The following is a 26,331-nucleotide window of genomic DNA, read 5'->3' as shown; positions in this document are numbered from 1 at the left end:
GCCGCTTTCCGCGTCCGGAAGGGGTCATTCAGCGCCGTGTCACCGACGAAGTCAAAGTGATTGGCCGATCACTTTCGACGCTTATCGCCGTCGTCGGCCGCCATCAGGAGGAGAGACCTATGCCCACGCACGAGGTTCTCATCATCGGCGCAGGTCCCGTCGGCCTCACGCTCGCCAACGAGCTGGCCCGTCGCGGCGTGATGCCCCGCATCGTCGACAAGGCCCCGGCCATCCGCGAGGTCAGCAAGGCCCTCATCCTCCACGTGCGCACGCAGGAGATGCTGGGCCGGGTCGGGGTCATGGAGCGCCTCGCTGCCGAGGCGCGGCCCCTCACCGAGGTCGTTGTTCACGCCTACGGCAAGCACGTCGGCAGTTGGAACCTCGCCGGCATCGACAGCCCCTATCCCCACCCCCTGATCATCGGCCAGAACCGCACCCAGCACGGCCTCCTCGCCCTCCTGCGCGAGCGCGGCGTCGCGGTGGAGTGGGCGGTCGAGGCGCAGGCGCTCGCCCTCGACGAGGCCGGTGCCACCGTGACCCTGGCCGGGGCGAACCGGGCCCCCGAGACGGCCCGATTCTCCTACGTGGTCGGAGCGGAGGGCTCGAACTCGCTGGTGCGCCGGACGCTGGGCATTGCGTTCGAGGGCGAGCGCTACGCGGGCGAGCAGTTCATCCAGGCCGACTGCCGGATCGAATGGGCGCTTCCGCGGGGCCGCTCCTACCTGTTCCTGACCGCCGACGGCTACATGATGGTGATCGAGATGCCGGATTGCGTCCGCATCTTCATCTCCCTGCCCGACGCGAGCGCCGACGGGGCGGAGGAGGCGGGCCGGCACCTCGGCGCGGTGGAGGCCGTGAGCGAGCAGCCTACGCTCGAGGAGATCCAGCACCACCTCGTCGGGTTGTCCGGCTTCGAGGCGCGGCTCTCGGATCCCGTCTGGCTCGCCCGCTACCGCACCTCCCACCGCTACGCCGCCACGTTCCGGAAGGGCCGCGCCTTCATCGCGGGCGACGCGGCGCACGTGCACGTGCCGATCGGCGGCCAGGGCATGAACACGGGCATCCAGGATGCCTTCAACCTCGGCTGGAAGCTCGCCGGGGTGATCCGGGGCGAACTCGCCGAGGGCGTGCTGGACAGCTACTCGGCCGAGCGGCTGCCGGTGGCCGCGGGGCTGATCCGGGGCACCGACTTCGCCTACCGTGGCGTGCTGCACCCGAGCGAGATCCGCCAGCGCGCGGCCCGCGTGCTCGGCCCGTTCCTGATCCGCAGCGAGCGCGTCCAGGAGTTCATGCGCGACACGCTCGAGGAGCTGTCGATCTCCTACCCCGACTCGGAATTCAACATCGACCTCGGAGGCGCACGCGGGCCGAAGCCGGGTGAGCGGGTGCTCGACGCCGATGTGGTGCGGGCCTCGGATCTCGCCACCACCACGCTGGCGCGCGTGACCGCGGGCGAGCGCTGGAGCCTGTTGCTGTTCGGGGGCGAAGGGAAACGGGAGGACGGTGCGGCGCTCGCCCAGGTCGCGGCGCGGGCCGCGGCGTGCTTCGGTGAGCGCCTCGCCGTGTACCCCGTGATCGCCTCCGCCCGGGTTCCGGCCGCGCTCGCGGGACATCCCGGACTCCTGCTCGACGCACTGCACATCCTGCATGGGCGTTACGGCATCTCGGCCCCAGCCCTCTACCTGCTGCGGCCCGACACCTACGTGGGCGGGCGCGCTCCCCTGGGTCGATGGGAGGACGTGTCGGAGGCCTTGCGCCGCATCGTCGTCCCGGCAGCGGCCCCGGCCTGAGGCGCGGTGGGATCGCCCGGTTTTCGATACTGCTGGCGATTTCTGCTGGCACCCAGGAGGCCCGTCCGAAGCCGTTGAGACACGGGGCGGAAGCTGGTCACCGGCCGTGCTTCCGGCGACGGAACGAACTGGCAGACCGGAATTCGCCAGCAGTATAGGTTCGGTGGTTCTTGCTCATTGTTCGTGGATCAGGCGGCAAGACTCATTCGACGCGTGAGGCGGTCGAGGCCTGCCCGTCCGCAGCATTGGTGCTTGATGAGCTTGAGCCGATTGATCTGGGCTTCGGCCTGGCCGCTCCTCCCGGGCTCCGTCAGAGCAGCCCGGACGGCAGCGATGTCGGCGTCCAATCCCGAGGCGGACGTTGCGATGGCAGGAGCGGCGCAGGTCCGTGCCTGCGTGATCCGGGCGACGATGTCGGCACCGGCGTCCTGACCATGGGCGACGGTCTTGTCATGGGCTACGGTCTTGCCCTTCCCGGCGGCGCGCATGCGTGCGGTGAAGCGAAGGGCCAGACCCGTGACGGCCCGCGCGGTGTCGTCCTGCTCGACGCGGGTCACCACCGCCGCGCCTCGACAAGCGGCGCTCTCGCGACCGCTGGCGGGTCGACATGGACCATCTGCGACCATCTTCAACGTCCGGCCGCCGGAGCGCCGAAGCCCGCCTCGACCCTGAGCAGCCCTTCGGACGGTCGAGCTGAGCGGGTTCGGACCCCGGATCTTTGATTGTGTCGCATGTCCTGGCCCGAACTCGCATCCACCTTCAGCGGGAGATGCTCCCGCCACCCTCCGGCTCATCCCAATCCGTCACCGCCCCGCGCGAGGCGTCGGAGACGAGCCGCGCGTATTTCCCCAGGACCCCGCGCGTGTAGGTGGGCCGAGGCGGCGTCCGGGCGGCGAGGCGCTGGGCGATCACGTCGTCGGCGAGCGCCACGTCGAGCCGCCGCCGGTCGACGTCGATCGTCACGGCGTCGCCGTCGCGAACCGCCGCGATCGGCCCGCCGTCGAACGCCTCGGGCACCACGTGGCCGATCACGAAGCCCCGCGTCGCGCCGGAGAAGCGGCCGTCCGTGAGCAGCGCCACCTCTGCGCCGAGCCCCGCGCCCTGGAGCGCGCCGGTCACCAGCTGCATCTCGCGCATGCCCGGACCGCCCCGCGGCCCCTCGTTGCGCAGCACCATCACGTCGTTCGGCACGATCCTCCCGTCCTTGATCGCCGCGAAGGCGTCCTCCTCGGTCTCGAAGACCCGGGCGGGCCCGCGATGCAGCCGCTTGGTCTGGCCGGACACCTTCATGACGGCGCCCCCTGGCGCGAGATTGCCGCGCAGGATGACGAGGCCGCCCTCGCTCTTCAGGGGCGCGTCGGCGGAGACGATGACGGTCTGTCCCGCCGGCTCGGGCGCCCGGGCGATCTCCTCCCCGAGGCTGCGCCCGGTCACCGTCCGCGTCGCGGGATGCAGGAGCCCGGCCGCCATCAGGCGCTTGCCGACCACCGCCATGCCGCCCGCCGCGTGCATCTCCGGCGCCGTGTAGCGTCCCCAGGGGCGCAGGTCGGCGAGGACGGGGGTGCGGCGGGAGATGCGGTCGAAATCGTCGATGTCGAGCGGGATGCCGAACTCCCAGGCCGTGGCGAGGAGGTGCAGCACCGCGTTGCTCGATCCGCCGGTCGCCATCACGCCCGTGATGGCGTTCTCGAAGCTCTCCCGCGTCACGATCGCGCGCGGGGTCAGCCCGCTCCGCACGAGGTCCACGGCGAGCCGCCCGCACTGGAGCGCCGCCGCCGCCTTGTCGGCGTGCCCGGCCGGGATGTCGTTCCATCCCATCGCCGAGATGCCGAGCATCTGGTAGGCCGTGGCCATGGTGTTGGCGGTGAACTGGCCGCCGCAGGCCCCGGCGCCCGGGCAGGCGTGGTCCTCGACGTCGCGGAACTCCTCCGCCGTGATCCGCCCCGCGTTGTAGGCGCCGACCGCCTCGTAGACGTCCTGGACGGTGAGGTTGCGGCCGGCGAACACGCCGCTCTCGCTCCGGCAGCGGCCGGACGCGATCGAGCCGCCATACAGCATCGTGCCGGGGATGTTCAGGCGTCCGAGCACCATCGCCATGGCCGGGATGGTCTTGTCGCAGCCCGAGATCGTCACGAGCCCGTCGAACATGTGCCCGCGCGCGACGAGTTCGACGGAATCGGCGATGACCTCGCGGCTGATCAGCGAGGTCTTCATGCCCTCGGTGCCGGTGGTGATGGCGTCGTTGATCGCGACGGTGTTCACCTCCAGCGGCGTGCCGCCCGCCTCGCGCACCCCCTGCGCCACCAGGGCGGCGAGGTCCCGGTGGTTCCAGTTGCAGGGCATCGTGCCGATCCAGCAATGCGCGATGCCGATCTGGGGCCGCGCGAGGCTCTCGTCGGTCTCGCCGATGGCCTTCATCATGGAGCGGGCCACGGCCCGGTCCGGCCCCTCGAAGAGCCGCCGGCTGTTGCGTCGCGGATCCACCGCCATGGGTCTGGTCTCCTCCCGCCCAGGGTTCTGGCGTCGCGCGCCGGATGTCCTGGGCCTCTCCGGGCGAGTATGGCCCGCCCGCGCGGGCCCGTGGGCGTCGGATCGTGTGATCCGGCGTCACCCAAGGCGTAACCGAACCGAAAGCTGCAGACAACCTGGTTGCGCAACTCTAATCACATAACGTAAGGTGTTTCTAGTAGATTTGGTAGTGTGATCCGCTGAATATACAAGACAATCGATCGTAATGATCAAAAATGGAGATAGTTTGTCATGAAGGTGTCAATTTTCATCTTCTGCTTATTGATCTCGATACAATATGCCCGCGCAGGTGGCCAATGCTTTGTTAACCAAATCACTCGCATCAGCCAATGCCGGCTGGCAGATGCGAACGTCGGTTACTTGGACGAAATTCAAGAAATTTCGGCAGATTTCCTTGGCGAAGAGACAGAAAGCAAATCCGGAAATTGGACAATTATCAAAATTTCCGGAGACGATCCAAGTCGCCTCGGGATCTCAGCGGTTAAGTTACACCGGTGCGTCTTCTTCAATGTACGTCCCGGTACGCGCCTGCGTCTCGCGATCGGACGGTCGCGGATCGACAGGTCGTGGACGCTTGCTTGCGCGGGGGCGTGGAACCGCTTCTGATCCCACTAACGCGCGGCAGATCGGGAAGCGCAGAAGCGCGCCGCTTCCTTGATGTCCTTATACCAGCGGTCCAGGATGCTGACGCATCGGGCCGTTGACCATCTCGAATTTTCGATGCCAAGCCAGAGGCTTGGCGAAAATTCGAGAACGGAACCAGCGGTCATCGAAAATGGCCGCTGGTATCAGACCCGCTGAGCCGCGCACTGCGAAGCCTCCTCAGGCCGCCCGGACCGAGGTCAGGAACTGCGCCACCTCCCCTTCGAGGCGGCCGGCATGCCCGGCGAGCTCCTGGGCGGCGCCCAGCACCTGGGCGGAGGCCGCCCCCGTGATGCCGGCTCCGTCCTTGACCTGGACGATGCTCGCGGTCACCGACTGGGTGCCCTGCGCGGCCTGGGTGACGTTGCGGACGATCTCCTGGGTGGCCGCGCCCTGCTCCTCCATCGCCGCCGCGACGCCGACCGAGATGCCGCGCAGCTCGGCGATCGTCTGGCCGATCGCCTGGATCGCCCCGACCGCCTCGCGCGTCTCGCCCTGGATGGAAGCGATCTGGCCCGAGATCGTCTCGGTCGCCTTGGCGGTCTGCGCCGCCAGCGTCTTCACCTCGCTCGCCACCACGGCGAAGCCGCGGCCGGCCTCGCCGGCGCGCGCGGCCTCGATCGTGGCGTTGAGCGCCAGCAGGTTCGTCTGAGCGGCGATGCTGGTGATGAGCGCCACCACGTCCCCGATCCGTTCCGCCGAGGTCGAGAGCTGCCGGATCATGGCGTCGGTCCGCTCCGCGTCGCCCGCGGCGCGCTCGGCCATGGCCGAGGAGCGGGAGACCTGTCCGGCGATCTCCTGGATCGAGGCCGCCATCTCCTCGCTCGCCGCCGCCACGGTCTGCACGTTGGCGGAGGCCTGCTCGGCCGCCGAGGCGACCGAGACGGCGTGCTCGGTCGTCACGGAGGCGGTCTCGGTCATGGAGCGGGCGGTGGCCTCCATCTCGGTCGAGGCGGCCGAGAGGCCCTGCGTGAGCGCGGAGACCTGCGCCTCGAACTGGCGGGTCAGGGCGTCGACCGCCTGGGCGCGCCGCATCTTGGCGGCATTCTCGATCGCGCCGGCTTCGTCCGCCTCGCGCTTGGCGATCATCGCGTCCTTGAACACCTGGACGGCGCGGACCATGGCGCCGATCTCGTCGCGGCGCGCGGTCCCGGGGATCGTCACCGCGAGGTCGCCGCCCGCGAGCCGCGTCATCGTCGCGGTGGTGGCGAGGAGCGGGCGGGTGACGCCGACCAGCACCGTGAGGAGGCCGAAGGCACTCGTGGCCACGGCGAGCGCGAGGCAGGCGCTCAGCACCACCTTGGCCCAGGCGGCGAAGCGCTGGGCAGCCTCGTAGGTGCTGCGGGTCTCGCCGAGCTGGTAGTCCGACAGCCGCGTGAGCGCCGCGTTCGTCGGCTTCATCATCTCGTCGAGGGAGCGACGCGCGGCAGCGGACGCATCCGGCGCGTCCATCCGCAGCATCTGGACGACGTTCGAGATCACCCGGCCGTTCGCATCGATCCTGGCCTGGACCTCATCGGCGAGGCGCTTCTCGTCGGCCGTAATGTAGGTCGACAGGTAGTCTGACCAGGTCTTCTGGATGTCGCGCCCGAGGGCATCGATCTTCACCGCCGCCTGCTGTGGCGTGAGCTGGTTCTCCGGCACCGAGCGCGACGTATCGATGATCGCGTCATAGAGATTGCGGATGCTGATGAACTGGCTGAGGCAGATCACGCGATCCTCGTACACGGTCTTGAGGCTCGCATGGCTCGATGACAGGGAGAATAAGCCCGCCGCGGTCGTCACGAGGAGGAGGCTGATGAGGACAGCCAGACAGCAGACCAGGCGTCCCTTAATCGTCTTCAACATACCTAAAATCCCCCACATGACTTAGAGACCTTCTCCGGATGAGAAGGACGCCTTTCCTTACATTATTGCTTAGATGCGTTAAATAATAGTAATTTTTTTTAAACCGGCAGGTATGTACGGGATCGAACAACAGATCGCCGCAGATTGCGGGAGATTTTCCCGTTCTCACCCGATCGGCTCATCCGAGGCGCCTAGAGCGGGCGCTGCTGCGGTCCACCTGGGTGCGCCGCGGCAGCGCAGCAAAATCGAGGAAGTCGAATGACTTCCGGCGGGTGCCTCCGCTCTGTGCTGACAGAAGGTCCGCCGGAACGGCCGCCGGATCGTCGCAGGAAATGTTAGGGTAAGTGGGACGCAGAGCCGGCGTACATTAGGTCAGGAGGCCCTTCGCTCCGTCGAGCCGCGCACCACGAGGCGCCCGCCGAGCAGGACCGTCCGCGTCGGCCGGTCGGGCTCTTTCAGGCGGTCGAACAGCAGGGTCATGGCCTGCGCGCCGATCGCGTCCACCGGCTGCTCGATCACCGTGAGGCCGGGCTCGACGAGGTCCGTCCAGGGCTCGTTGTCGAAGCCCGCGAGCGCCAGGTCCCCGGGCAGGGCCAGCGAGAGGGCGCGGGCGGCCCGCAGCGCCCCGATCATCAGGAGGCCGTTCGAGACCACCAGCGCCTCGGGGCGGCCGGCCTCAGCGAGCCAGTCCGCCGCCGCCGCCTCGGCCGCCGCCGCGTTCGGCCTCACCGCCCGCACGGCCGGGACCAGCCCGTGCCGCTCCAGCGCGGCCTCGTAGCCCGCCCGCCGCTCCGCCGCGGTGGAACTCGTGGAGCCGATCAGGCCGCCGATCCGCGTGTAGCCCCGCGCCACGAGGTGGTCGACGAGGGCGGCGGAGGCGGCCGCGTTGTCGAGCACCACGCCGTCGTAGCGCCCCGCCGGGCCGGCGCGGTCGATCAGCACCACCGGGAAGCCGGGATCCGCCTCCGCCAGGGTGGCGGCCGTGGTGCGGGTCGGCGCGAAGATCACGCCCGTCACCCGCTCCTCCTGCATCAGGCGCAGGTACATCGCCTCCCGCTCCGGATCCTCGTCCGTGTTGCAGAGGATCACGCGCAACCCCGCCCGGTAGGCCGCATCCTCCACCGCGCGGCTCACGGCCGTGAAGAAGGGGTTGCGGATATCCGCCACGATCAGCCCGACCGTCCGCGTGGCCTGCGAGCGCAGGCGCCGCGCCGAGAGATTCGGCCGGTACCCCGTGGCGCGCACCGCCGCCTCCACCTGCGCGCGCAGAGCCTCGCTCACCGGCCCGCCGCCGAGGGCGCGGGACACGGTGGCGATCGACACGCCGGCCACCCGGGCCACGTCGCGGATCCCAACCGTCATGCGAGTGAAAACGTTACCACAACCACACGGTTCATTCTCGCATCGCAGCCGGAGGTCCGCAAGCGGGGTCAGGCGCCGTCCGATTGACAACATCTCTGAAAACGTTTTCAACGGTGGAAACAACGAGGTTTGGGACGGTGCCGGGACTCCGGCCCGCCGAACGGGAGAGACGCCATGCTGGCGCAGACGCCGACCTTCTCGCCGCGCTTGCTGATCCGCCTCGGGGCCGCCCCCGCGAGCAAGGAGGCGGCCATCCGCGAGGCCGCCCAGCTCCTGGCGGCGGCGGGCTGCATCGATCCGGGCTACGGCGACAGCATGCTGCGGCGCGAGGGCGTGGCGAACACCTATCTGGGCGCGGGCGTCGTCATCCCGCACGGCATGGTGGAGGACCGCCACCTCGTGCGCGAGAGCGGGCTCGCGGTGCTGCAAGTGCCCGGCGGGGTGGCGTGGCACGCGGGGCAGGAGGCCCACCTCGTGGTGGCGATCGCCGCCCAGTCCGACACCCATCTCGGGATCCTGCGCCGCCTCACCCGCCTGATCCAGGACGAGGCGCTCCTCGCCCGCCTGCGCGTCACCGACCGGCAGGAGGAGATCGCCGCGGCGCTCACCGCCGAGGCGGCGCCCGCGGCGGGCGCCGGACCGGTGGCGGACCTGCGCCAGCGCTTCGACTGGGTCGTGGATTACCCGAGCGGCCTTCACGCCCGTCCGGCCGCCCGCTGGGTCGAGGTGGCCCGGTCCTGCCCGGCGCGGATCCAGGTGCGCCACGGCGGGCAGGTGGCGGATGCCCGCAACCTGATCGGCCTGCTCCAGCTCGGCCTGCGCTGCGGCGACGCGGTGGTGATCTCGGCCGAGGGCGAGGACGAGGCGGGATCGCTCGCTCGGATCTGCGCCGCGGTCACCGGCCTCAGCGAGGGCGAGAAGGCGGCCGCCCGGCGCGCCGCGGACGCCGCTGCGCGCGCCGCCGGCCCGGTGCGCGGCTGGAACCCGGCGGGCGCGCCCCTCACCCTGGCGGGCCTGCCGGCGAGCCCCGGTCTGGCGATCGGGCCCGTCCACGTCCTCGCCCCGGCCGAGATCCAGGTGCCGGACAATCCCGAGCCCCTGGCGCGGGGCGGGGACCGCCTCCACGCGGCGCTCGCCGCCACCGCCGGCCAGCTCACCGCGCTCGCGGACGACGCCGAGCGGCGCCTGGGCAAGGCGGACGCGAACATCTTCCGGGCGCAGCGCGACCTCATCGCGGATACCGACCTCGTCACGCTGGTCTGCCAGCTCATGGTGGAGGGCCACGGCGTCGCCTATGCGTGGCACGCGGCGGTGGAGCGGATGGCGGGGCAGCTCTCGGCCCTGGGCAACCCGGTCCTGGCGGCCCGCGCGGCCGACCTGCGCGACGTCGGGCGCCGGGTGCTGGCGGCGATCGACCCGTCGCTGCGCAGCGCGCAGGTGCTGCCCGAGACGCCCTGCATCCTGGTCGCGCCGGACCTCGCCCCCTCGGACACGGCGGGCCTCGACCCCGCCCGGGTGATCGGGCTCGCCACCGCGCAGGGCGGGCCGACCTCGCACACGGCGATCCTGGCGCGCACCCTCGGAATCCCGGCCGTGGTGGCGGGCGGCGCGGGCCTGCTGGCGCTCGCGAACGGCACGACGGCGATCCTCGACGGCACGACGGGGCGCCTCTACGTCGATCCCGACGCGGCCGACCGGGACGCCGCCGCCGCCTTCCGCGAGGGCGAGCGCGCCCGGGCCGCCGAGGCGGCGCGGGCCCGCGCGCTGCCGGCCCGCACCCGCGACGGGCACGCGGTGGCGATCGGCGCCAACGTCAACACGCCCGAGCAGGTGCCCTTCGCCCTCGATCAGGGCGCCGAGGGCGTCGGCCTGATGCGCACCGAGTTCCTGTTCCTGGAGCGCGGCGACAGCCCGAGCGAGGACGAGCAGTACGAGACCTACCGGGCGATGCTGCGCGCCCTCGACGGGCGGCCGCTGATCGTGCGCACCCTCGACATCGGCGGCGACAAGCAGGTGGCCCATCTCGACCTGCCCCGCGAGGAGAACCCGTTCCTCGGCGTGCGCGGCGCGCGCCTGCTCCTGCGCCGGCCCGACCTGATGGAGCCGCAGCTGCGCGCGCTCTACCGCGCCGCGAAGGACGGCCTGCCCCCGGGCGCGCCGGGGGGCAAGGACGCGCCCCTCTCGATCATGATGCCGATGATCACCTCGGTGCCGGAGGTGGTGCGCCTGCGCGAGGTCTGCGAGCGGATCCGGGCCGAGATCGGCGCCCCGCCGCTGCCGCTCGGGATCATGATCGAGGTGCCGGCCGCCGCCATCCAGGCGGACGCGCTGGCGCGGATCTGCGACTTCTTCTCGATCGGCACCAACGACCTCACCCAGTACGCGCTGGCCATCGACCGGCAGAATCCCGACCTCGCCGCCGAGGCCGACAGCCTGCACCCCGCCGTGCTGCGGCTGATCCGCATGACCTGCGAGGGCGCGGCCCGGTACGGGCGCTTCGTGGGCGTGTGCGGCGGCATCGCGGGCGATCCCTTCGGGGCGGGCCTGCTCGCCGGGCTCGGCGTCGACGAGTTGTCGATGACCCCGCGCGACGTGCCGGGCGTGAAGGCGCGGCTGCGGGAGAGCGAGTGGCGGGCGCTGAAGGCCCTGGCGGCGCGGGCCTGCGAGCTCGAGGACGCGGCGGCCGTGCGCGCCCTCGACGGGGACGCCCCGTGATCGCGACCCTGACCCTCAACCCGGCGATCGACCTCACCGTCACCCTCGACGCCCTCGTTCCCGGCACGGTGCACCGGGCGCGGGCCGTGCGGGCGGATGCGGGGGGCAAGGGCGTGAACGTCGCCGCCTGCCTGGCCGATTGGGGCCTGCCCGTCAGCGCCTTCGGGCTCCTCGGGGCGGGCAACGACGGCGCCTTCCGGGACCTGTTCGCCCGCAAGGGCATCGTGGACAAGTTCGTGCGGTGTCCCGGCGAGACCCGCACCAACGTCAAGCTGCTCGACGCGGCGCGCGGCGACACCACGGACGTGAACCTGCCGGGTCTCGCCGTGCCCGACGGCGCGCTTGCCCGGGTGGCGGACGCCCTCGACGGGCACGTCCCGCCCGGCGGCCTCGCGGTGCTGGCCGGCAGTCTCCCCGGCGGCCTGCCGGCGGATGCCTACGCGCAGCTCACCGCCCGCCTGCGGGCGCGGGACCTGCGGGTCGTGCTCGACGCCTCCGGGCCGGCGCTCGCCGCCGCCCTCGCGGCCGGCCCGGCGGCGCTGCCCTTCGCGGTCAAGCCCAACCGGCACGAACTGGAGGACTGGGCCGGGCGCCCGCTGCCCGACCTCGCCGCGGTGGCGGCCGCGGCGGAGGACCTGCGGCGGCGCGGGATCCCGCTCGTCGTCGTCTCGCTCGGGGCGGAGGGGGCGCTGTTCGTCACGCAGGCGGCCCCGCTCCACGCAAGGGCGCCGGCCGTGAGGATGGCGAGCACCGTCGGCGCGGGCGACGCGCTGGTGGCGGGGCTCACGGCGGCGCTGGCGGCGGGGGAGGACCTCGCGGGCACGGCCCGGCTCGCCCTCGCCTTCGCGGCGGGCAAGCTCTCGCGGGAGGGCGCCAACCTGCCGGCGCGGGCGGAGGTCGAGGCGCTCGCGGCCACGATCCGGGTCGCGCCCCTGGCGCCGTGAAGGCGGGATCGCCGGGACACAAGAACGAATGCAAGAACGAACGGAGGAGGAGACGATGACGCGATTGCTGGCGGTGGTCGGGGGAGGGGAGCTGCCGACCCACGCGGTTCTGGCGGCGCAGGCCCTGCGCAGGGCGGCGGGCCGCCGCAACCAGGGCCTCGCCCTCGAACTGCGCGGCCCGGGCCTCGCCGGCGAACCGCTCTCGGAGGCGGCGATCCGCGGCGCCGAGACGGTGCTCCTCGTCGGGCCCGGGGATCTCGGGGAGGGGCGCTTCGGCGGCCTGCGCCGCGCCCGCGCCGCCCTCGACGAGGTGCTGGCCGATGTCGAGGGCGTGATCGACCGGGCGCTCGGCGCCGCCGACGAGACACCCGCCCCGGCCGGCGGGCAGCGCATCGTCGCCGTCACCTCCTGCCCCACCGGCATCGCCCACACCTTCATGGCCGCGGAGGGGATCCAGGCCGCCGCCCAGGCGCTGGGCCACGCGGTGCGGGTGGAGACGCAGGGGTCGGTCGGCGCCCGGGACGCCCTGACGGCGGAGGAGATCGCCGCGGCCGACCTCGTGATCATCGCCGCCGACACCAATGTCGACCGGGCGCGCTTCGTCGGCAAGCGCGTCTACGCCACCACCACCAAGGCGGCGATCCGCGACGGCAAGGGGCTGATCGCGACGGCGCTCGCCGAGGCGCAGGTCCAGGGCGCCACGCCGGAGGCGGGTCCCGCGCGGGAGGCCGCGGCCAAGCAGGCCGGCGCCTACCGCCACCTGATGACCGGCGTCTCCTTCATGCTGCCCTTCGTGGTGGCGGGGGGGCTGCTGATCGCGCTCGCCTTCGCGGCCGGCGGCATCGACGCGATGACGAAGCCCGGCACGCTCGCCCAGGCGCTGGGCGAGATCGGCGCCAAGGGCGCCTTCGCGCTGATCGTGCCGGTGCTCGCCGGCTACATCGCCTTCTCGATCGCCGACCGGCCGGGCCTCGCGCCAGGGATGATCGGCGGCATGCTGGCGGCGAACCTGCAGGCGGGCTTCCTGGGCGGGATCGCGGCGGGTTTCATCGCCGGATACACGGCCCGCTTCCTCAACGCCCGCATCCGCCTGCCGCGCAATCTGGAGGGGTTGAAGCCCGTCCTGATCCTGCCGCTCCTGGCGACGCTGGTGACGGGCCTGCTGATGGTGTTCGTGGTCGGCGTGCCGGTGGCGGCAGCGCTGGCGGCGCTCACCGGCTTCCTGAAGAGCATGCAGGGGGCGAGCGCGGTGGTGCTCGGCCTCGTGCTCGGCGCCATGATGGCGGCCGACATGGGCGGGCCCATCAACAAGGCCGCCTACGCCTCGGCGGCCGCGCTGATCTCCACGGGCGTCTGCGCCCCGATGGCGGCGGTGATGATTGCCGGGATGACGCCGCCGCTCGGCCTCGCGCTGGCGACCCGGCTGTTTCCCGGCCGCTTCAGCCCCGCCGAGCGGGAGGCCGGCCCGGCCGCCGCGGTGCTGGGCGCCGCCTTCATCACCGAGGGCGCGATCCCCTTCGCGGCGGCCGACCCCCTGCGGGTGATCCCGGCCATCGTGGCGGGCTCCGCGACCGCGGGCGCGGTGGCGCTCGGGCTCGGCGTCGAGCTGAAGGTGCCCCATGGCGGGATCTTCGTCCTGCCGATCCCGAACGCGGTCACGAATCTTCCGGGAGCGGTGCTGGCGCTCCTGGCCGGGACCGTGGTGACGGCGCTGGCGGTCGGGGCGCTCAAGCGGCGCCGGGTGTGATCGATTCTCCCGCCCTGGTCGCCGGGATGGCGTCACGGCTCGTCACCGGATTTGCCGTTCGTCGCGAGCGTACGGATGGTCTGATTTGCGGCGACGAGGTCCAATCATCGACGATGACACTTCAAGGCTGGGGCGGGATCCCCTCTCTCGAGTGGGCTAGCGTGTGCACACATCTTTGTAGTCCGCTCATCAGCTGAACACTTCTGGAAAACACAACACTCCTCATGCTGAGGTGCTGCGTAGCAGCCTCGAAGCATCACCAATCGTCAATCCAAGAGAAGAGTTTATCGGATACGCCGTTCTGGGGTGCTTCGAGGCTCCCTTCGGTCGCACCTCAGCATGAGGATCTGGGTTTGTTGCCATGAGCTGGGTTTGATGCTGTAGCTCACCATTACCTGACTAGATGGAATCGACCGGTCTTCAGCTCCATCGGCGTCGGTCGAGCCTTGCGACGCCCTGCGATGCCCTGCGAGCAAGCGCGCAGCGGGTGCGGCTGAGCGATGACGGATCCGCTCGAAGTCTGATCGATCGGAACGATCATCCTTATAATACAGAACATGATTTCCTATGCTATGCGCACGCAGAGAGAGGAGACACCCGCGCTTCTTGCGACGGCGCGTGAATGCTTCGGCCCATTCGGGAGCGAGGGCCCCCGCACTCCCAAACTGTGTCCGCCGCGCCGCACAGCACCGACACAGCCTCGCGAATGCGCGCGAATCAGCCCGCCTTGAGGCCGAAATCGTAGGCGAGGTGGCGGTAGGGGCGCTCCATCCGCCGCCCGTCCGGCGCCGGCCCCGGCGGCTCCTCGGTGAACGCCGCGATCAGCGAGGTCTTGACCCCGAACACCGCGTCCGAGTCGAGCCAGGGGCTGTCGGCGGCGAAGACGTGGGTGATCAGCGTCTCGTGGCCCGGCGCCGCGATCATGAAGTGCACGTGAGCCGGCCGGTTCGGGTGGCGGGCCGTCGCCGTGAGCATCTCGCCCACCGGCCCGTCGTCCGGGATCGGGTACCAGGCGGGCATGATGGTCCAGAAGTGGAAGCGCCCCTCGGCATCCGTGCGGAACCGCGCCCGGCCCGCGAGCCCGCCGAGTTCGGCGAGCTGCTGGACGTCGTAGGCCCCGTCCTCGTCCGCGTGCCAGACGTCCACCGTGGCGTCCGCGAGCGGCCGGCCCTCCGCGGAGGAGACCGAGCCGGTCACGAGCAGCGGCGTCCCGTCGAGCGGCCCGGCGATGTCCGACCCGTTCGGCCGCTCCGGCGCCGCCTCGACGTAGAAGGGGCCGAGCACGGTGGTCTCGGTGGCGCCCTCCGGCATGCGGTGGTTGATGGCGTCCACCAGCATCGACACGCCGAGCGTGTCCGAGAGCAGGATGAATTCCTGCCGGTGCGCGTCGCAGATCTGGCCGGTGCGGGTCAGGAAGGCGATGCCCGCCTGCCACTCCGCGAAGGTGAGGTCCACGTCGCGCACGAAGTCGTGCAGGTGGCGCACGAGGCTGGTCAGGATCGCCTTGAGGCGCGGATCGGGCGTGTCGGCGAAGCGGTCGATCACGGCCTGCGTGATGGTGTGCTCGTTGACGTCGCGCATCGGACCCTCCCGTGCTCCCCCGCGCCGGCTCCCGGCATCGGGTCGCGCGCGCGACCATAGCGCGGGCAGGGCCGCCCGGTCGCGTCCCGCGCGAGCCGGGTCCTCCAGCGGCCGGAGCGGGCCCGCCGGCGACCGCTCCGGTTGGACGAGGCCTCAGGCGACCTCGGCGACGGCGTCCCGAAGGATGGGCGGCGCCGCGTCGCCGTGGTGCTTGAGCGGCCTGTTGCCGGTGAGACCCCGCAGCAGGACGTAGAAGACCGGCGTCAGGACCAGCCCGAAGGCGGTGACGCCGATCATGCCGGAGAACACCGCGACGCCCATGGCGCGGCGCATCTCCGATCCGGCCCCGGTCGCGGTCACGAGCGGCAGGACGCCCATGATGAAGGCCATGGAGGTCATCAGGATCGGCCGCAGCCGCAGGCGGCTCGCCTCGATGGCCGCCCGGAGCGGGGAGCGGCCGGCGAATTCCAGCTCCCGGGCGAATTCCACGATCAGGATCGCGTTCTTGGCCGAGAGGCCGACGAGCACGATGAGGCCGATCTGCGTGAAGACGTTGTTGTCGCCCGCCGACAGCCAGACCCCGGTCATCGCGGCGAGCAGCCCCATCGGGACGATCATCAGGATCGCGAGCGGCAGGGCGAGGCTCTCGTACTGCGCGGCCAGCACGAGGAAGACGAGGAGCAGCGCGAGCGGGAAGACCCAGACCCCCGAATGGCCGGCGATGAATTCCTGATAGGTGAGGTCGGTCCACTCGAAGGCGAAGCCCCGCGGCAGGGTCTCGGCCGCGATCCGTGCCGCCGCGTCCTGCGCCTGCCCCGAGGAATAGCCCGGCGCCGCGCCCGCGTTGATGTCGGCGGTGAGGAAGCCGTTGTAGCGCATCGCCCGCTCCGGACCGGCATTCTGCCGCACGCGCAGCAGCGCCGAGAGCGGCACCATCTCGCCGGAGGCGGCGCGCACCTTCAGGAGCCCGATGTCGTCCTGGCGGGCGCGGAAGGGCGCGTCGGCCTGGACCCGGACCGAGTAGGTGCGGCCGAACTTGTTGAAGTCGTTCACGTAGAGCGAGCCAAGATAGATCTGCAGCGTGTCGAACACGTCCGTCACCGGGATGCCGAGCTGGCGCGCCTTGGTGCGGTCGAGGTCGGCGAAGAGCTGCGGCACGTTCATCTGGAAGCTCGAGAACAGGCCGGCGAGTTCGGGCGCCTGGGCGGCCTTGGCCATGAAGGCCTTGGCCGCCTCGTTGAGGGCGTCGTAGCCGAGACCCGCCCGGTCCTCGATCTGCAGCTTGAAGCCGCCGATCGTGCCGAGCCCGTTGACCGGCGGCGGCGGGAACATCGCGATGAAAGCCTCGGGGAGCGCCGCGTACTTCCGGTTGAGGGATTGCGCGATGGCCGCGCCATTGAGCGACGGGTCCCGGCGCTCCGCGAAGGGCTTCAGGGTCGAGAACACGATCCCCGAATTGGAGCTGTTGGTGAAGCCGTTGATCGACAGGCCCGGGAAAGCGACCGCGCTCTCGACGCCGGGCTCCTTGAGGGCGATCTCGCTCATGCGGCGGATCACCTCCTCGGTCCGGTCCAGGGTGGCGCCGTCGGGGAGCTGGGCGAAGCCGACGAGGTACTGCTTGTCCTGCGCCGGCACGAAGCCGCCCGGGATCTGGCGGAAAAGCACCACGGTCAGCCCGACGAGGACGAGGTAGATCCCCATCATCGCGGCCTTGCGCGAGACGACGAGGCCGACGGCGCGCCCGTACCCGTCCGAGGCGCGCCCGAAGGCCCGGTTGAAGCGGCGGAAGAACCAGCCGAGCAGCCCGTCGAGGATCCGGGTCAGCCGGTCCCTGGGCGCGTGGTGGTCCCGGAGCAGGAGCGCCGAGAGGGCGGGCGAGAGCGTGAGCGAGTTCACGGCCGAGATCACCGTCGAGATCGCGATGGTGAGGGCGAACTGCTTGTAGAACTGGCCCGTCAGGCCGCTGATGAAGGCGAGCGGCACGAAGACCGCGACGAGGACGAGCGCGATGGCGATGATCGGCCCCGAGACCTCGCGCATCGCCTGGTAGCTGGCCTCCCGGGGCGTCAGCCCGGCCTCGATGTTGCGCTCCACGTTCTCGACCACCACGATGGCGTCGTCGACCACGATGCCGATGGCGAGGACGAGGCCGAACAGGCTGAGCGCGTTGATGGAGAAGCCGAAGGCGTGCATCACCGCGAAGGTGCCGACGATCGAGACCGGCACCGCCAGGAGCGGGATGATCGAGGCCCGCCACGTCTGCAGGAACAGGATCACCACCAGCACCACCAGGGCGACCGCCTCCAGCAGCGTGTGGATGACCGCCTCGATCGAGGCGCGCACGAACTGCGTCGGGTCGTAGACGATCTGGTAATCGACCCCCTCCGGCATGGTGGCCTTGATCTCGGCCATGGTCCGGCGGACCTCGTCGGAGATCTGGATCGCGTTCGAGCCGGGCGATTGCGAGATCGGGATCGCCACGGCCGACTTGTTGTCGAGGAGCGAGCGGAGGGCGTAGTCGGAGGCGCCGAGTTCGATCCGCGCCACGTCGCGCAGCCGGGTGATCGCGCCGTCCGCGCCGGTCTTGACCACGATGTCGCCGAACTGCTCCTCGCTGGTCAGGCGGCCCTCGGCGTTGAGCGAGAGCTGCAGGTCGAGGCCGGGGAGCGACGGCGACGCCCCGATGGTGCCGGCCGCGGCCTCGACATTCTGGGCCTGGATCTCGCGCACCACGTCCCCGGCGGAGAGGCCGTGCGCGGCGACCTTCTGCGGGTCGAGCCAGATCCGCATCGCGTAGTCGCCGGATCCGAAGAGCTGCACCTGCCCGACGCCGTCGAGCCGGGCGAGACGGTCCCGGATGTTCAGCACCGCGTAGTTGCGCAGGTAGGTCATGTCGTAGCGCCCGTTCGGCGACACGAGGTGCACCACCATGGTGAGGTCCGGCGAGGACTTCACCGTGACGACGCCGAGCTGGCGCACCACGGCGGGCAGGCGCGGCTCGGCCTGCGAGACGCGGTTCTGGACGAGCTGCTGCGCCTTGTCGGGATCGGTGCCGAGCCGGAAGGTGACGGTCAGCGTCATGATGCCGTCCGTCGTGGCCTGGCTCGACATGTAGAGCATGCCCTCGACGCCGTTGATCTGCTCCTCGATCGGCGTCGCGACGGTCTCGGCGATCACCTTCGGGTTGGCGCCCGGGAAGGTGGCGCGCACCACCACGGAGGGCGGGACCACGTCCGGGTACTCGGAGATCGGCATCGCGAAGAGCGAGATCAGGCCGCCGATGAAGATGAGCAGCGAGAGCACGCCCGCGAAGATCGGGCGGTCGATGAAGAACTTCGAGAGGTTCATGCCGCCCTCCGGGGGCGAGGAGGAGTGTGGGGCGTCGCGGGGGCCGGCGGCGAGCACCGGTCCGGGTCGGATGCGCCGCGGGACGACGTCAGCGCTGCGCGAGCCGGCCCGGCCCGGACGCGGCATCGGGCGCGCTCCGCGCCCCCATGGTGACGGGCTGGGGGCTGACCCGCGTGCCGGGGCGGATGCGCTGCAGCCCGCTGACCACGATCCGCTCTCCGCCCGCGAGGCCGGAGGTCACGACGCGCAGACCGTCGACGGCCCGGCCGAGGGTGACGGTTCGGAACTCCGCCCGGTCCTCCGCGCCCACCACGAGGACGAACTTCTTGTCCTGGTCCGTGCCGACCGCCCGCTCGTCGACGAGGAGCAGCGTCTCGGGGGTGCCCCGCCCCAGCCGCATGCGGGCGAACTGGCCGGGGAGGAGCCGGCCCTCGCCGTTGGCGAAGGTGGCGCGGACGCGGACGGTGCCGGAGCGTGCGTCGACCATGTTGTCGATGAACTGCAGCTTCCCCGTCGCGCGGGCGCCATCGGCCGTGACCATCTCGACCGGGATGCGGTCGAGCGTCCCGCGCCCGCCCGACGGGCCGGCGATCGACGCCAGCGCGCTCAGGATCACGGTCTCGTCCGCGTCGAAGCTCGCGTAGATGGGATCGACCGAGACCAGCGTGGTCAGCACGGCGGCGCCGGCGCCGGCCGCGACGAGGTTGCCCGGCGTGATCTCGCGACGCCCGACGCGCCCGCCGACCGGCGCCCGGACTTCCGTGTAGCCGAGGTTCAGGCGCGCCGCCGCCAGCGCCGCCTTCGCCCCGTCGAGGCTGGCCTTCGCTTCCTTGAAGGCGTTGGCCCTGACGTCGAGGTCGCGCGCCGTGACGATGCGCTGGTCCGACAGCCTCTGCCCGCGCTCGAAATCGCTCGCCGTCAGGGCGAGGCGCGCCTCGGCGCCGGCCACCTGGGCCTCCAGGCGCTGCACCTCGGCCGCGTAGGGCGCGGGGTCGATCGTCACCAGGAGGTCGCCGGGCTTGACGAGTTCGCCCTCGGCGAAATGCGTCGACAGGACCGCGCCGCCGACCCGCGCCCGCACGTCGATGCGGTCGACGGCCTCCAGGCGCCCGGAGAACTCGTCCCAGAGCATCGTCCGGCGCGGCTCGACGGTGGCGACCGCGGCCGGCACCGTCTGCTCGGCAGGAGCCGCCACCGCTTCCGATCCGCGCAGCCAGGATCCCGGCGCGCCGTGGTAGGCTGCGCCGGTGAGGAGCGCGGCCAAGAGGCCGGCCAAGAGCCCGGCTCCGAGGCCGCCGCGGATCCGCGGGCGGCCGGTTGGACGGGAAGGGGAGACGTCACGCTGGGGGTTCACGACCGACTCCGACATCTGTACGGTATGCTACACATGTCGGCGTGGACGGCGGTCGTCAAGCGACTTATTTATCACTCGATACAAAACTTGGAGGTGGCGGACAATGGCGATGGGGCGGCCCCGGTCCTTCGACACGGACAAGGCCCTCGACGCGGCGATGGAAGTGTTCTGGCGCCACGGCTACGACGGGGCGAGTCTCGCGATGCTGACGCAGGCGATGGGCATCCGTCCGCCGAGCCTCTACGCGGCCTTCGGGAGCAAGGAAGGCCTGCTCAAGGCCGCCCTCGACCGCTACGCGGAGCGGCGCTCGCAGCACATGGGCTACGTCCTCGCCGCCCCGACCGCGCGCGAGGTGGCGGAGCGGTTCCTGAGCAGCATCGCCGAGAGCCACACGGATCCGGCCAATCCCCCCGGCTGCCTGCTGGTGCAGGGGGGGCTCGCCTGCGGGGCGGGTTCGGAGAACATCCCGTTCGAGCTGGCGGCGCGGCGGGCCCAGACCGAGACGGAATTGCGCGATCGCTTCGCCCGGGCCTTGCAGGACGGCGACCTGCCGGCGGATTCCGATCCGGCGGCCCTGGCGCGCTTCCTCTCGACGGTCGCTTCGGGCATGGGCGTCCTGGCCTCGTCCGGCGCCGACCGCGATGCCCTGAGGGAGGTGGCGCGCGTCTCGCTGAGCGCCTTCGCGGCCGGGCGGGCGTCGCCGTAGCGTCGACATCCGACCTGCTCCGGGCCGTTGGTGGGCCGGACATCGACCCGTTGAAGGCTCGAAGAAGCGACACGTCAGCTTGGTGATGATGGCCTTCGCGTTGTTGGCGGCAATCCGCCGTCACGCCAACGCGCCGCCCCCAAAAAGCCGAGCCCGGCCGAGGCGACGCGCCCAGTGATCCGCTGGTCGGTCCAGCAGATCCGCCGCATCGTCGTGCGGCTGGCGCAGCGGCGCATTGAGCCCGCCCCCGTCATCGCGTGGTCGCTCTGGCGACGGGCGAACCAGGCGGCCGCCCGCCAAGTCCATCTCAAGCGCCGCCCAACAAACGTCACACCGCGTCGCCGCCGGAAGCCCAGCACAACAAGCCACCCACGGAAACCCAAAAAAAGCGCAACTGTATTGCTAAGATCAAAAACCGGATCAGCTTGACCGTGCGAGGGGCTGCTTCCGACCCCGTTCAGACATACAGACTGCACTCGCCTGACCAGCGCTCCTGATCCATGGCGGCCTCGCCTGACACCCTCCTCGGATATCCAGGTGCGAGCGTTTCCCGGAGATACAGCGAGCAATGCCGACTCAAGCGTTCCGAATCGGGGACGATCAAGCCGGATCGCGGCAGTTTCTCAGGGCCCTGATGCGGCGGGCGATAGGGCAGCAGGATAGGATCCGCTCGCTCCTCCCAGGCGACCGCAACGGTAAGACGATGACGGAGGATAGATGCTTCTCACACAAATTACGTTTCGGACGAAGATTTCAATCTGACGCCGCGCATCACTCCCGATGGGCGGATGATTTTAGGAGAAATCGATACGCCTGTCGAAAATGAGTCTGCCCTTCTCGTTCTTGACGATGTTGTAGCCGTGCAGACCGTCGCCATTCTTGTCAAAGTTGTAGGTGCCCTCGGCGCCCTCGTGGCCGCGCACAGCGAGAAGCGCTGCGCGCACGGCCAGCGGGTCGGTCGTGCCGGCCTTGTTGATCGCCTGGGCGAGCACCGTGACCGCGTCGTAGGTCCAGGCCGCCCCGTTGTCGGCCCTGCCACCCGTCGTGGCGCGGTAGGCTTTGCCGAAAGCGCGAGCGACATCGCTGGACTCCTCCGCGTAATCGGTCACGCCGTAGGTGCCGTCGAGGGACGGGCCGGCGAGCCGGATCGCCGTCACGCTCACGACCGTGGTGGTACCCACCCATGGGATGTTCACGCCGAGTTGGCGCAGCTGCCGGGCGAAGATCCCGAGATCGTTCTCGAACGGGAAGTAGGAGCCGATGATCTCGGCGCCCGATTGCCGGATCGCGACGACGACCGGCGTGAAGTCCTGGCTCTGGTTCGCGTAGCCCTGGTCCAGCGCCACCGAGGCGCCCGCCTGGCCCAGCGCGTCACTCAACAGCTTCGCGCCGCTGGTGCCGAAGGCGTCGGTGGAGTGGATCACCGCCCACTTCTTCTTGGCCAACGTGGTGACGCCGAAATCCGCGATCACACGGGCCGAGTAGCTGTCGTTCGGCCGGAACCGGAACATCCACGGGTTGCCCATCTGTGTCAGCATCGGATCGGTGCCGCCGAAGCAGAAGGGCTTTCCCGTCTTGAGGATGTCAGGCGCCATGGCGTGATTCTGGGTCGAGCGGATCGACCCGATGAACCCGACGAGGTCTGCTTGAGAGGCGAGCTTGGAGAAGGCCAGCACGGCACCTGGATTGGTGGTCTGGTCGTCCTCGGTGACGATCTCCAAGGGCTTGCCCAGCACACCGCCGGCCTTGTTGACGGCCTCAAGGGCGATCCTGGCCCCATTGATCGCGTACTTCCCCGCCTCGGCCGCCGAACCGGTAACCGGCAGCACCATGCCGATCCGGACAGTCGATCCCGCACCCTGGGCACAAGCGGATCTCATCGTGCCCGATGCGAAACCCATCGCAACCGTGCTCGTCATACGAGCGAGGAAGCCACGTCGCGTGTCCATCTGTGCGTCCCCCCTTCACCATCTCGCCGCTTTGGACCGACGTTGCATTGTCAACCTGAAGGCGAAGCCGTTCGACGACGGACGCCGCCGCGCCTCAACGGGTCACCGGCCACATCAGCCTGAACGCCAATGCCGCACGCAAGTTCGAGTTCGCTCCAGTGCACTTACCGGCCGATCGTTCGAGCTCCACGTCATAGTCAGCTCTGGACGAAACCCAGCCATTCCCTATCTCAACGCAGTCATAACGGCCCGAGTCCAATAGACATGATGCACACCGGCTTGACAATATGCTTGAGCTGTTCATCCGCAAGCCCTTCGGGAAAGCGCTTCTGCGCTGACTGTGGAGCGCCGCTTCCCCGGATATGCGCCGATTGCGGCGGCCGAATTGCCCAGGGAAGCGAAGTTTGCGGTGAGTGCCGGGCCGATCCGCGTGCGAATTTGCCCGCGAAGCCGTCGAGTCCGCCGGAACGGACAGCCGCTGCGACGTCTGTCTCGCACAACAAGGTTCTGATGGGCGAAGCAGAGCGCCGTCAGCTGAGCGTCATGTTTTGTGACTTGGTCGGATCGACGTCGTTGGCAGGCCGGCTCGATCCCGAAGACATGCGGGATATTATCATATCGTATCAGAATGCAGTTGCGGCAATCGTCGAAAAATACGGCGGCTATGTTGCTAAGTACATGGGTGATGGCGTTCTCGTGCTCTTCGGCTACCCCCATGCGCAGGAGGACGACCCGGAGCAGGCGGTCCGGACAGGCTTGGCCATCGTCGCAGCCGTGTCGGCCCTGTCGAAGCCGGAGCCGTTGCAGGTAAGAATCGGTATCGCGACGGGCCTGACGGTCGTCGGCGATCTAATCGGCATAGGGTCATCGCGAGAGCAGGCCGTCGTCGGAGACACCCCCAACCTCGCTGCGCGACTGCAAGCTCTCGCCGAGCCAAACACCGTGTTCATCTCTGACACGACGAGGCGATTGGTTGGAACCCTGTTCGCTCTTCGCGATCTCGGCCCGCAGAGCCTCAAGGGCATTGCGGCCGAAGAGAGAGTTTGGCAGGCCCTCCGAGAGCAGCGTGGGGCCGGCAGATTCCAGGCCTTGCGGTCGAGCGCCACGACGCTCCTGGGGCGTGACGCCGAATTGCTGGCAGCGCAGGAACAGTGGGACCTCGCCAAGCGAGGTGCTGGCAGGCTTCTGATCATATCGGGTGAGCCCGGAATAGGAAAATCGCGGTTTGCCGAGGCATTACACAGGTTCGCATCGAAAGACGATTTCAATTTCATCAGGCTCGACTGCTCTCCAGCTCACACCAGCAGCGCATTCTATCCTATCATAGAGACCTTGTTGAAAAACATCGGCGGCGACGAGCAGGATGATTTTGAGATTTTTCGGGTCCGATTTGTGAAACGGTTGAGAGCTTGCGGATTGTCAAGCCGTGAGATCTCGTCCATCTGCGGATTCACATTTTCAAGACGCAATCAGAATGATGACGTTCATACTGTATCTTCATCAAGAAAAAGGGAAATGTTTGTCAGGTCTGTAGTTGTGTACATAGCAAAGCTCGCAGAGCAGGTGCCATTGTTGATGACTTGGGAAGATGTGCACTGGGCCGACCCTTCCTCATTAGAATTTATTGCGTATTTAGCGAACAACATAAACAAACTGCCTACCATGCTTGTTACTACAAGCCGTCCCGAACTGGATGATCGCTGGCAAGCGTTGCCCTGCACTCACGTCCTGCGTCTCAGCCGCTTGGACGACAAAGAGGCAGCGGACTTGGTGCGGAACGTCGCCTTTAAGCGTGACCTGTCCGATGATCTCGTAAGTGCTGTCGTCGGTCAGGCGGGTGGCGTACCGCTCTTCATCGAAGAACTGGCGAAGTCCGTCGTGGAAGGCCTCCACAGCCCGATTCAGCGGGCCAGCATCCCGACCACGTTGCAGGCGACCCTGACAGCGAGACTCGATCGCCTGGGCGAGAGTCGCACCATTGCTCAGATCGCCTCCGTGATTGGAAGAAAGTTCTCTTTCGATCTGCTCCTTAAAGTCAGTGGCGTTTCCTCAAGCGTCCTGCAAGATCGCCTGGCGTTTTTGGAGAGCTGCGATTTAATGTACAGAACTGGCATCCAGTCAGAGAACAGCTATGTCTTCAAGCACGCTCTCGTATGCGACGCTGCCTACAATATGCTACTCAGAGTAGAGCGTATCAGAATACATGAACGCGTTGTGCGGGCGCTGGAGCATTCTGCCCATTTTACCGCAGATCATCCGAACGTCTTGGCGGACCATTGCGCGGGCGCTCATCTCTGGGTCAAGGCAATTCGATACTGGATTGCCGCTTCAAGGCTGGCCATTGGGCAGTTTGCTCACCAAGAGGCTTCGCAATACCACGACCGGGCACTCGCGGTCTTGGATCAGATTCCCGACCCGGCCGTGAAACGCGGATTGCAGGTCCAGCTTCACTTGGTGTGTGCCGATATCATGCGCACCACGAGGGGATGGTCGGCACAGGAGACGTTCCTCCGCCTTCAGCGCGCACGCGCGTTGGTCGACAGCACTACGCCTTCCGACGAGAAGACCGACATCATCTGCGGTGTCTGGGGTTTCGAATTCACGAACGGAAGACCGCGTTCGGCGCTCGATTTTCTCGAGAGCGCGGCCGATCTCATCGACGCCGACAACCAGGCTTTCGTGACTTACATGAAAGCGGCGTCAAGACATAATCTGGGCCTGTTTCAAAGCGCTATCGGCGATTTCGAAAGCGTCTTGATCGCGACGAAGCTTCACGCTGCGGCCGGCATGAGGGCATTTGGGTACGGCGTTGCTCCGGTAGCAAGAAGCTGCTTGTGCCAATTGTATTACCTGACAGGTTGCTTCGAAGCCGCGGAAGAAGCAAAGAGATCGGCTCTCGCTGACGCGCGCCAGCTCGACCACCCAGTCACGCTCGCAAACGTATACGCACTCATCTTACCAATTGTGATATTTCTCGGAGATTTGCCTTTCGCACATCAGCTGGTCGATATGCAAACTAAAATAGCTCAGATGAATGGTCTCGATTTCTTTAAGCACAGGGCGGACATTTTTGGAGGGTGGCTGACATCGCTGGAGGCTGATCCGACACGGGGAGCGGATCAGATCATCTGCTCGCTCGAAGCCGGCGGGAGGCAGGGGCACGCCCAACATCGACCGTTCTACATGATGATCGCGGCGCAGGCCTTCGTGAGGGGAGGAGATTTCCGCCGCGGGGTTGCACTGGCGGCCCAGGCATTGCGTGAGGCCGAAGGGAGCCAAGAGCGCGTGCGGCATGCGGAAATCTACAGGATTTATGGCGATATCCTTTCCCATGAACCAAGACATGCAGGCTCAGAAGCCGCCTCATACTTCGAGCGCGCTTTAAAAATTGCAAGCGACCAAGGCGCGAAGACTCTTCAGTATCTTGCGGTACGGAGTTTAGAAAAATTAAAAAGCCAATACGTGCCCGAAATTTGCGCGAAAACTCAAGGTACGCAAATGGATTACGAGTGTTTCAAGGCCGTCTTCTCTCGAAGTCCCTATACGAACATGCTGTAAAGAGGCGCGCGCGGCCTCCATCGCTGAGCCGCATGTCTCGCAAATGTGACGCAGATTGCGTCCGGCTTCGAGACGCCGCCACTCGTCGTCCATGAGACTGGTCCTGGTGTGCACCGTCCCGCGTCACGTGGCCCTCCCACCAAGTTCCGCGCTCTGCTGTCAGGATTGTGCGATGGCAGCCGGAGGGACAATCGCCGGCTTTGAACGACCGCTATCGAGTGAGGTTGTGTGAAAAACACCCTAATCTGCTCAGCTTGT

At 68.8% G+C, this 26,331-nt stretch carries 15 protein-coding genes and 1 pseudogene; 8 read left to right on the top strand and 8 right to left on the bottom strand.

Annotation, left to right across the window (positions count from 1 at the left end; translation table 11 throughout):
* Positions 1-119: 119 nt before the first annotated feature.
* The gene (locus tag ACW9J6_RS01715) at positions 120-1,790 is read left to right on the top strand and encodes an FAD-dependent monooxygenase (RefSeq protein ID WP_457114689.1); all 1,671 of its coding nucleotides are present in this window, start codon (positions 120-122) and stop codon (positions 1,788-1,790) included.
* A gap of 188 nt (positions 1,791-1,978) precedes the next feature.
* On the opposite strand, the gene ACW9J6_RS01710 is transcribed toward ACW9J6_RS01715, so the two are convergent.
* Together ACW9J6_RS01710 and ilvD are read right to left on the bottom strand one after the other, a co-directional pair.
* A complete protein-coding gene (locus ACW9J6_RS01710; RefSeq protein ID WP_457114688.1) occupies positions 1,979-2,350 on the bottom strand; it encodes a hypothetical protein in 372 nt (123 codons plus the stop codon).
* A 199-nt stretch (positions 2,351-2,549) separates the two neighbouring features.
* Complete coding sequence (gene ilvD, locus ACW9J6_RS01705; RefSeq protein ID WP_457114687.1) at positions 2,550-4,280, bottom strand: dihydroxy-acid dehydratase; 1,731 nt, start codon at positions 4,278-4,280, stop codon at positions 2,550-2,552.
* 270 nt (positions 4,281-4,550) lie between these two features.
* Between ilvD and ACW9J6_RS01700 the strand changes: the two genes are divergently transcribed.
* Entirely contained in the window at positions 4,551-4,925 is a 375-nt protein-coding gene (locus ACW9J6_RS01700; RefSeq protein WP_457114686.1) for a hypothetical protein, read from the top strand.
* A gap of 216 nt (positions 4,926-5,141) precedes the next feature.
* Here the strand turns inward: ACW9J6_RS01700 and ACW9J6_RS01695 are convergent, their stop codons facing one another.
* Together ACW9J6_RS01695 and ACW9J6_RS01690 are read right to left on the bottom strand one after the other, a co-directional pair.
* The gene (locus ACW9J6_RS01695) at positions 5,142-6,809 is read right to left on the bottom strand and encodes a methyl-accepting chemotaxis protein (protein ID WP_457114685.1); all 1,668 of its coding nucleotides are present in this window, start codon (positions 6,807-6,809) and stop codon (positions 5,142-5,144) included.
* A 372-nt stretch (positions 6,810-7,181) separates the two neighbouring features.
* Positions 7,182-8,171: a LacI family DNA-binding transcriptional regulator gene (locus tag ACW9J6_RS01690; RefSeq protein WP_457114684.1), complete on the bottom strand. Its 990-nt coding sequence runs from the start codon at positions 8,169-8,171 to the stop codon at positions 7,182-7,184.
* A 174-nt stretch (positions 8,172-8,345) separates the two neighbouring features.
* On the opposite strand from ACW9J6_RS01690, the gene ptsP reads away from it, so the two are divergent.
* The 3 genes from ptsP to ACW9J6_RS01675 are packed head-to-tail and all read left to right on the top strand — an operon-like array spanning position 8,346 to position 13,577.
* On the top strand, positions 8,346-10,886 hold the full coding sequence (gene ptsP / locus ACW9J6_RS01685; protein ID WP_457114683.1) for a phosphoenolpyruvate--protein phosphotransferase: 2,541 nt from the start codon (positions 8,346-8,348) through the stop codon (positions 10,884-10,886).
* Entirely contained in the window at positions 10,883-11,830 is a 948-nt protein-coding gene (gene pfkB / locus ACW9J6_RS01680) for a 1-phosphofructokinase (protein ID WP_457114682.1), read from the top strand. Before ptsP ends, pfkB begins: the two co-directional genes overlap by 4 nt.
* 55 nt (positions 11,831-11,885) lie before the next feature.
* Entirely contained in the window at positions 11,886-13,577 is a 1,692-nt protein-coding gene (locus ACW9J6_RS01675; RefSeq protein ID WP_457114681.1) for a PTS fructose transporter subunit IIC, read from the top strand.
* A 717-nt stretch (positions 13,578-14,294) separates the two neighbouring features.
* On the opposite strand, the gene ACW9J6_RS01670 is transcribed toward ACW9J6_RS01675, so the two are convergent.
* The 3 genes from ACW9J6_RS01670 to ACW9J6_RS01660 form a co-directional block, all read right to left on the bottom strand.
* Positions 14,295-15,158: an intradiol ring-cleavage dioxygenase gene (locus ACW9J6_RS01670; RefSeq protein ID WP_457114680.1), complete on the bottom strand. Its 864-nt coding sequence runs from the start codon at positions 15,156-15,158 to the stop codon at positions 14,295-14,297.
* A 153-nt stretch (positions 15,159-15,311) separates the two neighbouring features.
* Positions 15,312-18,506 carry an efflux RND transporter permease subunit gene (locus tag ACW9J6_RS01665; protein WP_457114679.1) on the bottom strand — a complete coding sequence of 1,065 codons (3,195 nt, stop codon included), beginning with the start codon at positions 18,504-18,506 and terminating at the stop codon, positions 15,312-15,314.
* An 88-nt stretch (positions 18,507-18,594) separates the two neighbouring features.
* Positions 18,595-19,875, bottom strand: coding sequence for an efflux RND transporter periplasmic adaptor subunit (locus tag ACW9J6_RS01660; protein ID WP_457114678.1), 1,281 nt, complete (start codon positions 19,873-19,875; stop codon positions 18,595-18,597).
* Between the two features lie 88 nt (positions 19,876-19,963).
* Between ACW9J6_RS01660 and ACW9J6_RS01655 the strand changes: the two genes are divergently transcribed.
* On the top strand, positions 19,964-20,566 hold the full coding sequence (locus tag ACW9J6_RS01655) for a TetR/AcrR family transcriptional regulator (RefSeq protein WP_457114677.1): 603 nt from the start codon (positions 19,964-19,966) through the stop codon (positions 20,564-20,566).
* 794 nt (positions 20,567-21,360) lie between these two features.
* Here ACW9J6_RS01655 and ACW9J6_RS01650 read toward each other — a convergent pair.
* Complete coding sequence (locus ACW9J6_RS01650; RefSeq protein WP_457114676.1) at positions 21,361-22,515, bottom strand: ABC transporter substrate-binding protein; 1,155 nt, start codon at positions 22,513-22,515, stop codon at positions 21,361-21,363.
* Positions 22,516-22,644: 129 nt separating this feature from the next.
* Between ACW9J6_RS01650 and ACW9J6_RS01645 the strand changes: the two are divergent.
* A pseudogene (locus tag ACW9J6_RS01645) lies at positions 22,645-22,920 on the top strand (double zinc ribbon domain-containing protein); the annotation flags it as partial.
* Between the two features lie 105 nt (positions 22,921-23,025).
* Entirely contained in the window at positions 23,026-26,073 is a 3,048-nt protein-coding gene (locus ACW9J6_RS01640; RefSeq protein WP_457114731.1) for an adenylate/guanylate cyclase domain-containing protein, read from the top strand.
* Positions 26,074-26,331 lie beyond the last annotated feature (258 nt).

Source organism: Methylobacterium sp. JK268 (assembly GCF_054052225.1).
Note: the sequence above shows the minus strand (reverse complement) of the source record. Positions and strands in the feature narration are given on the sequence as shown.

Excerpts from the sequence above, each read along its gene's own strand:
- ACW9J6_RS01650 (WP_457114676.1), bottom strand. The coding sequence starts at position 22,515 with ATGGACACGCGACGTGGCTTCCTCGCTCGTATGACGAGCACGGTTGCG.
- ACW9J6_RS01655 (WP_457114677.1), top strand. The coding sequence starts at position 19,964 with ATGGCGATGGGGCGGCCCCGGTCCTTCGACACGGACAAGGCCCTCGAC.
- ACW9J6_RS01670 (WP_457114680.1), bottom strand. The coding sequence starts at position 15,158 with ATGCGCGACGTCAACGAGCACACCATCACGCAGGCCGTGATCGACCGC.
- ptsP (WP_457114683.1), top strand. The coding sequence starts at position 8,346 with ATGCTGGCGCAGACGCCGACCTTCTCGCCGCGCTTGCTGATCCGCCTC.
- ACW9J6_RS01715 (WP_457114689.1), top strand. The coding sequence starts at position 120 with ATGCCCACGCACGAGGTTCTCATCATCGGCGCAGGTCCCGTCGGCCTC.
- ACW9J6_RS01695 (WP_457114685.1), bottom strand. The coding sequence starts at position 6,809 with ATGTTGAAGACGATTAAGGGACGCCTGGTCTGCTGTCTGGCTGTCCTC.
- ilvD (WP_457114687.1), bottom strand. The coding sequence starts at position 4,280 with ATGGCGGTGGATCCGCGACGCAACAGCCGGCGGCTCTTCGAGGGGCCG.
- ACW9J6_RS01640 (WP_457114731.1), top strand. The coding sequence starts at position 23,026 with ATGGGCGAAGCAGAGCGCCGTCAGCTGAGCGTCATGTTTTGTGACTTG.
- ACW9J6_RS01690 (WP_457114684.1), bottom strand. The coding sequence starts at position 8,171 with ATGACGGTTGGGATCCGCGACGTGGCCCGGGTGGCCGGCGTGTCGATC.
- ACW9J6_RS01700 (WP_457114686.1), top strand. The coding sequence starts at position 4,551 with ATGAAGGTGTCAATTTTCATCTTCTGCTTATTGATCTCGATACAATAT.
- ACW9J6_RS01665 (WP_457114679.1), bottom strand. The coding sequence starts at position 18,506 with ATGAACCTCTCGAAGTTCTTCATCGACCGCCCGATCTTCGCGGGCGTG.
- ACW9J6_RS01660 (WP_457114678.1), bottom strand. The coding sequence starts at position 19,875 with ATGTCGGAGTCGGTCGTGAACCCCCAGCGTGACGTCTCCCCTTCCCGT.
- ACW9J6_RS01675 (WP_457114681.1), top strand. The coding sequence starts at position 11,886 with ATGACGCGATTGCTGGCGGTGGTCGGGGGAGGGGAGCTGCCGACCCAC.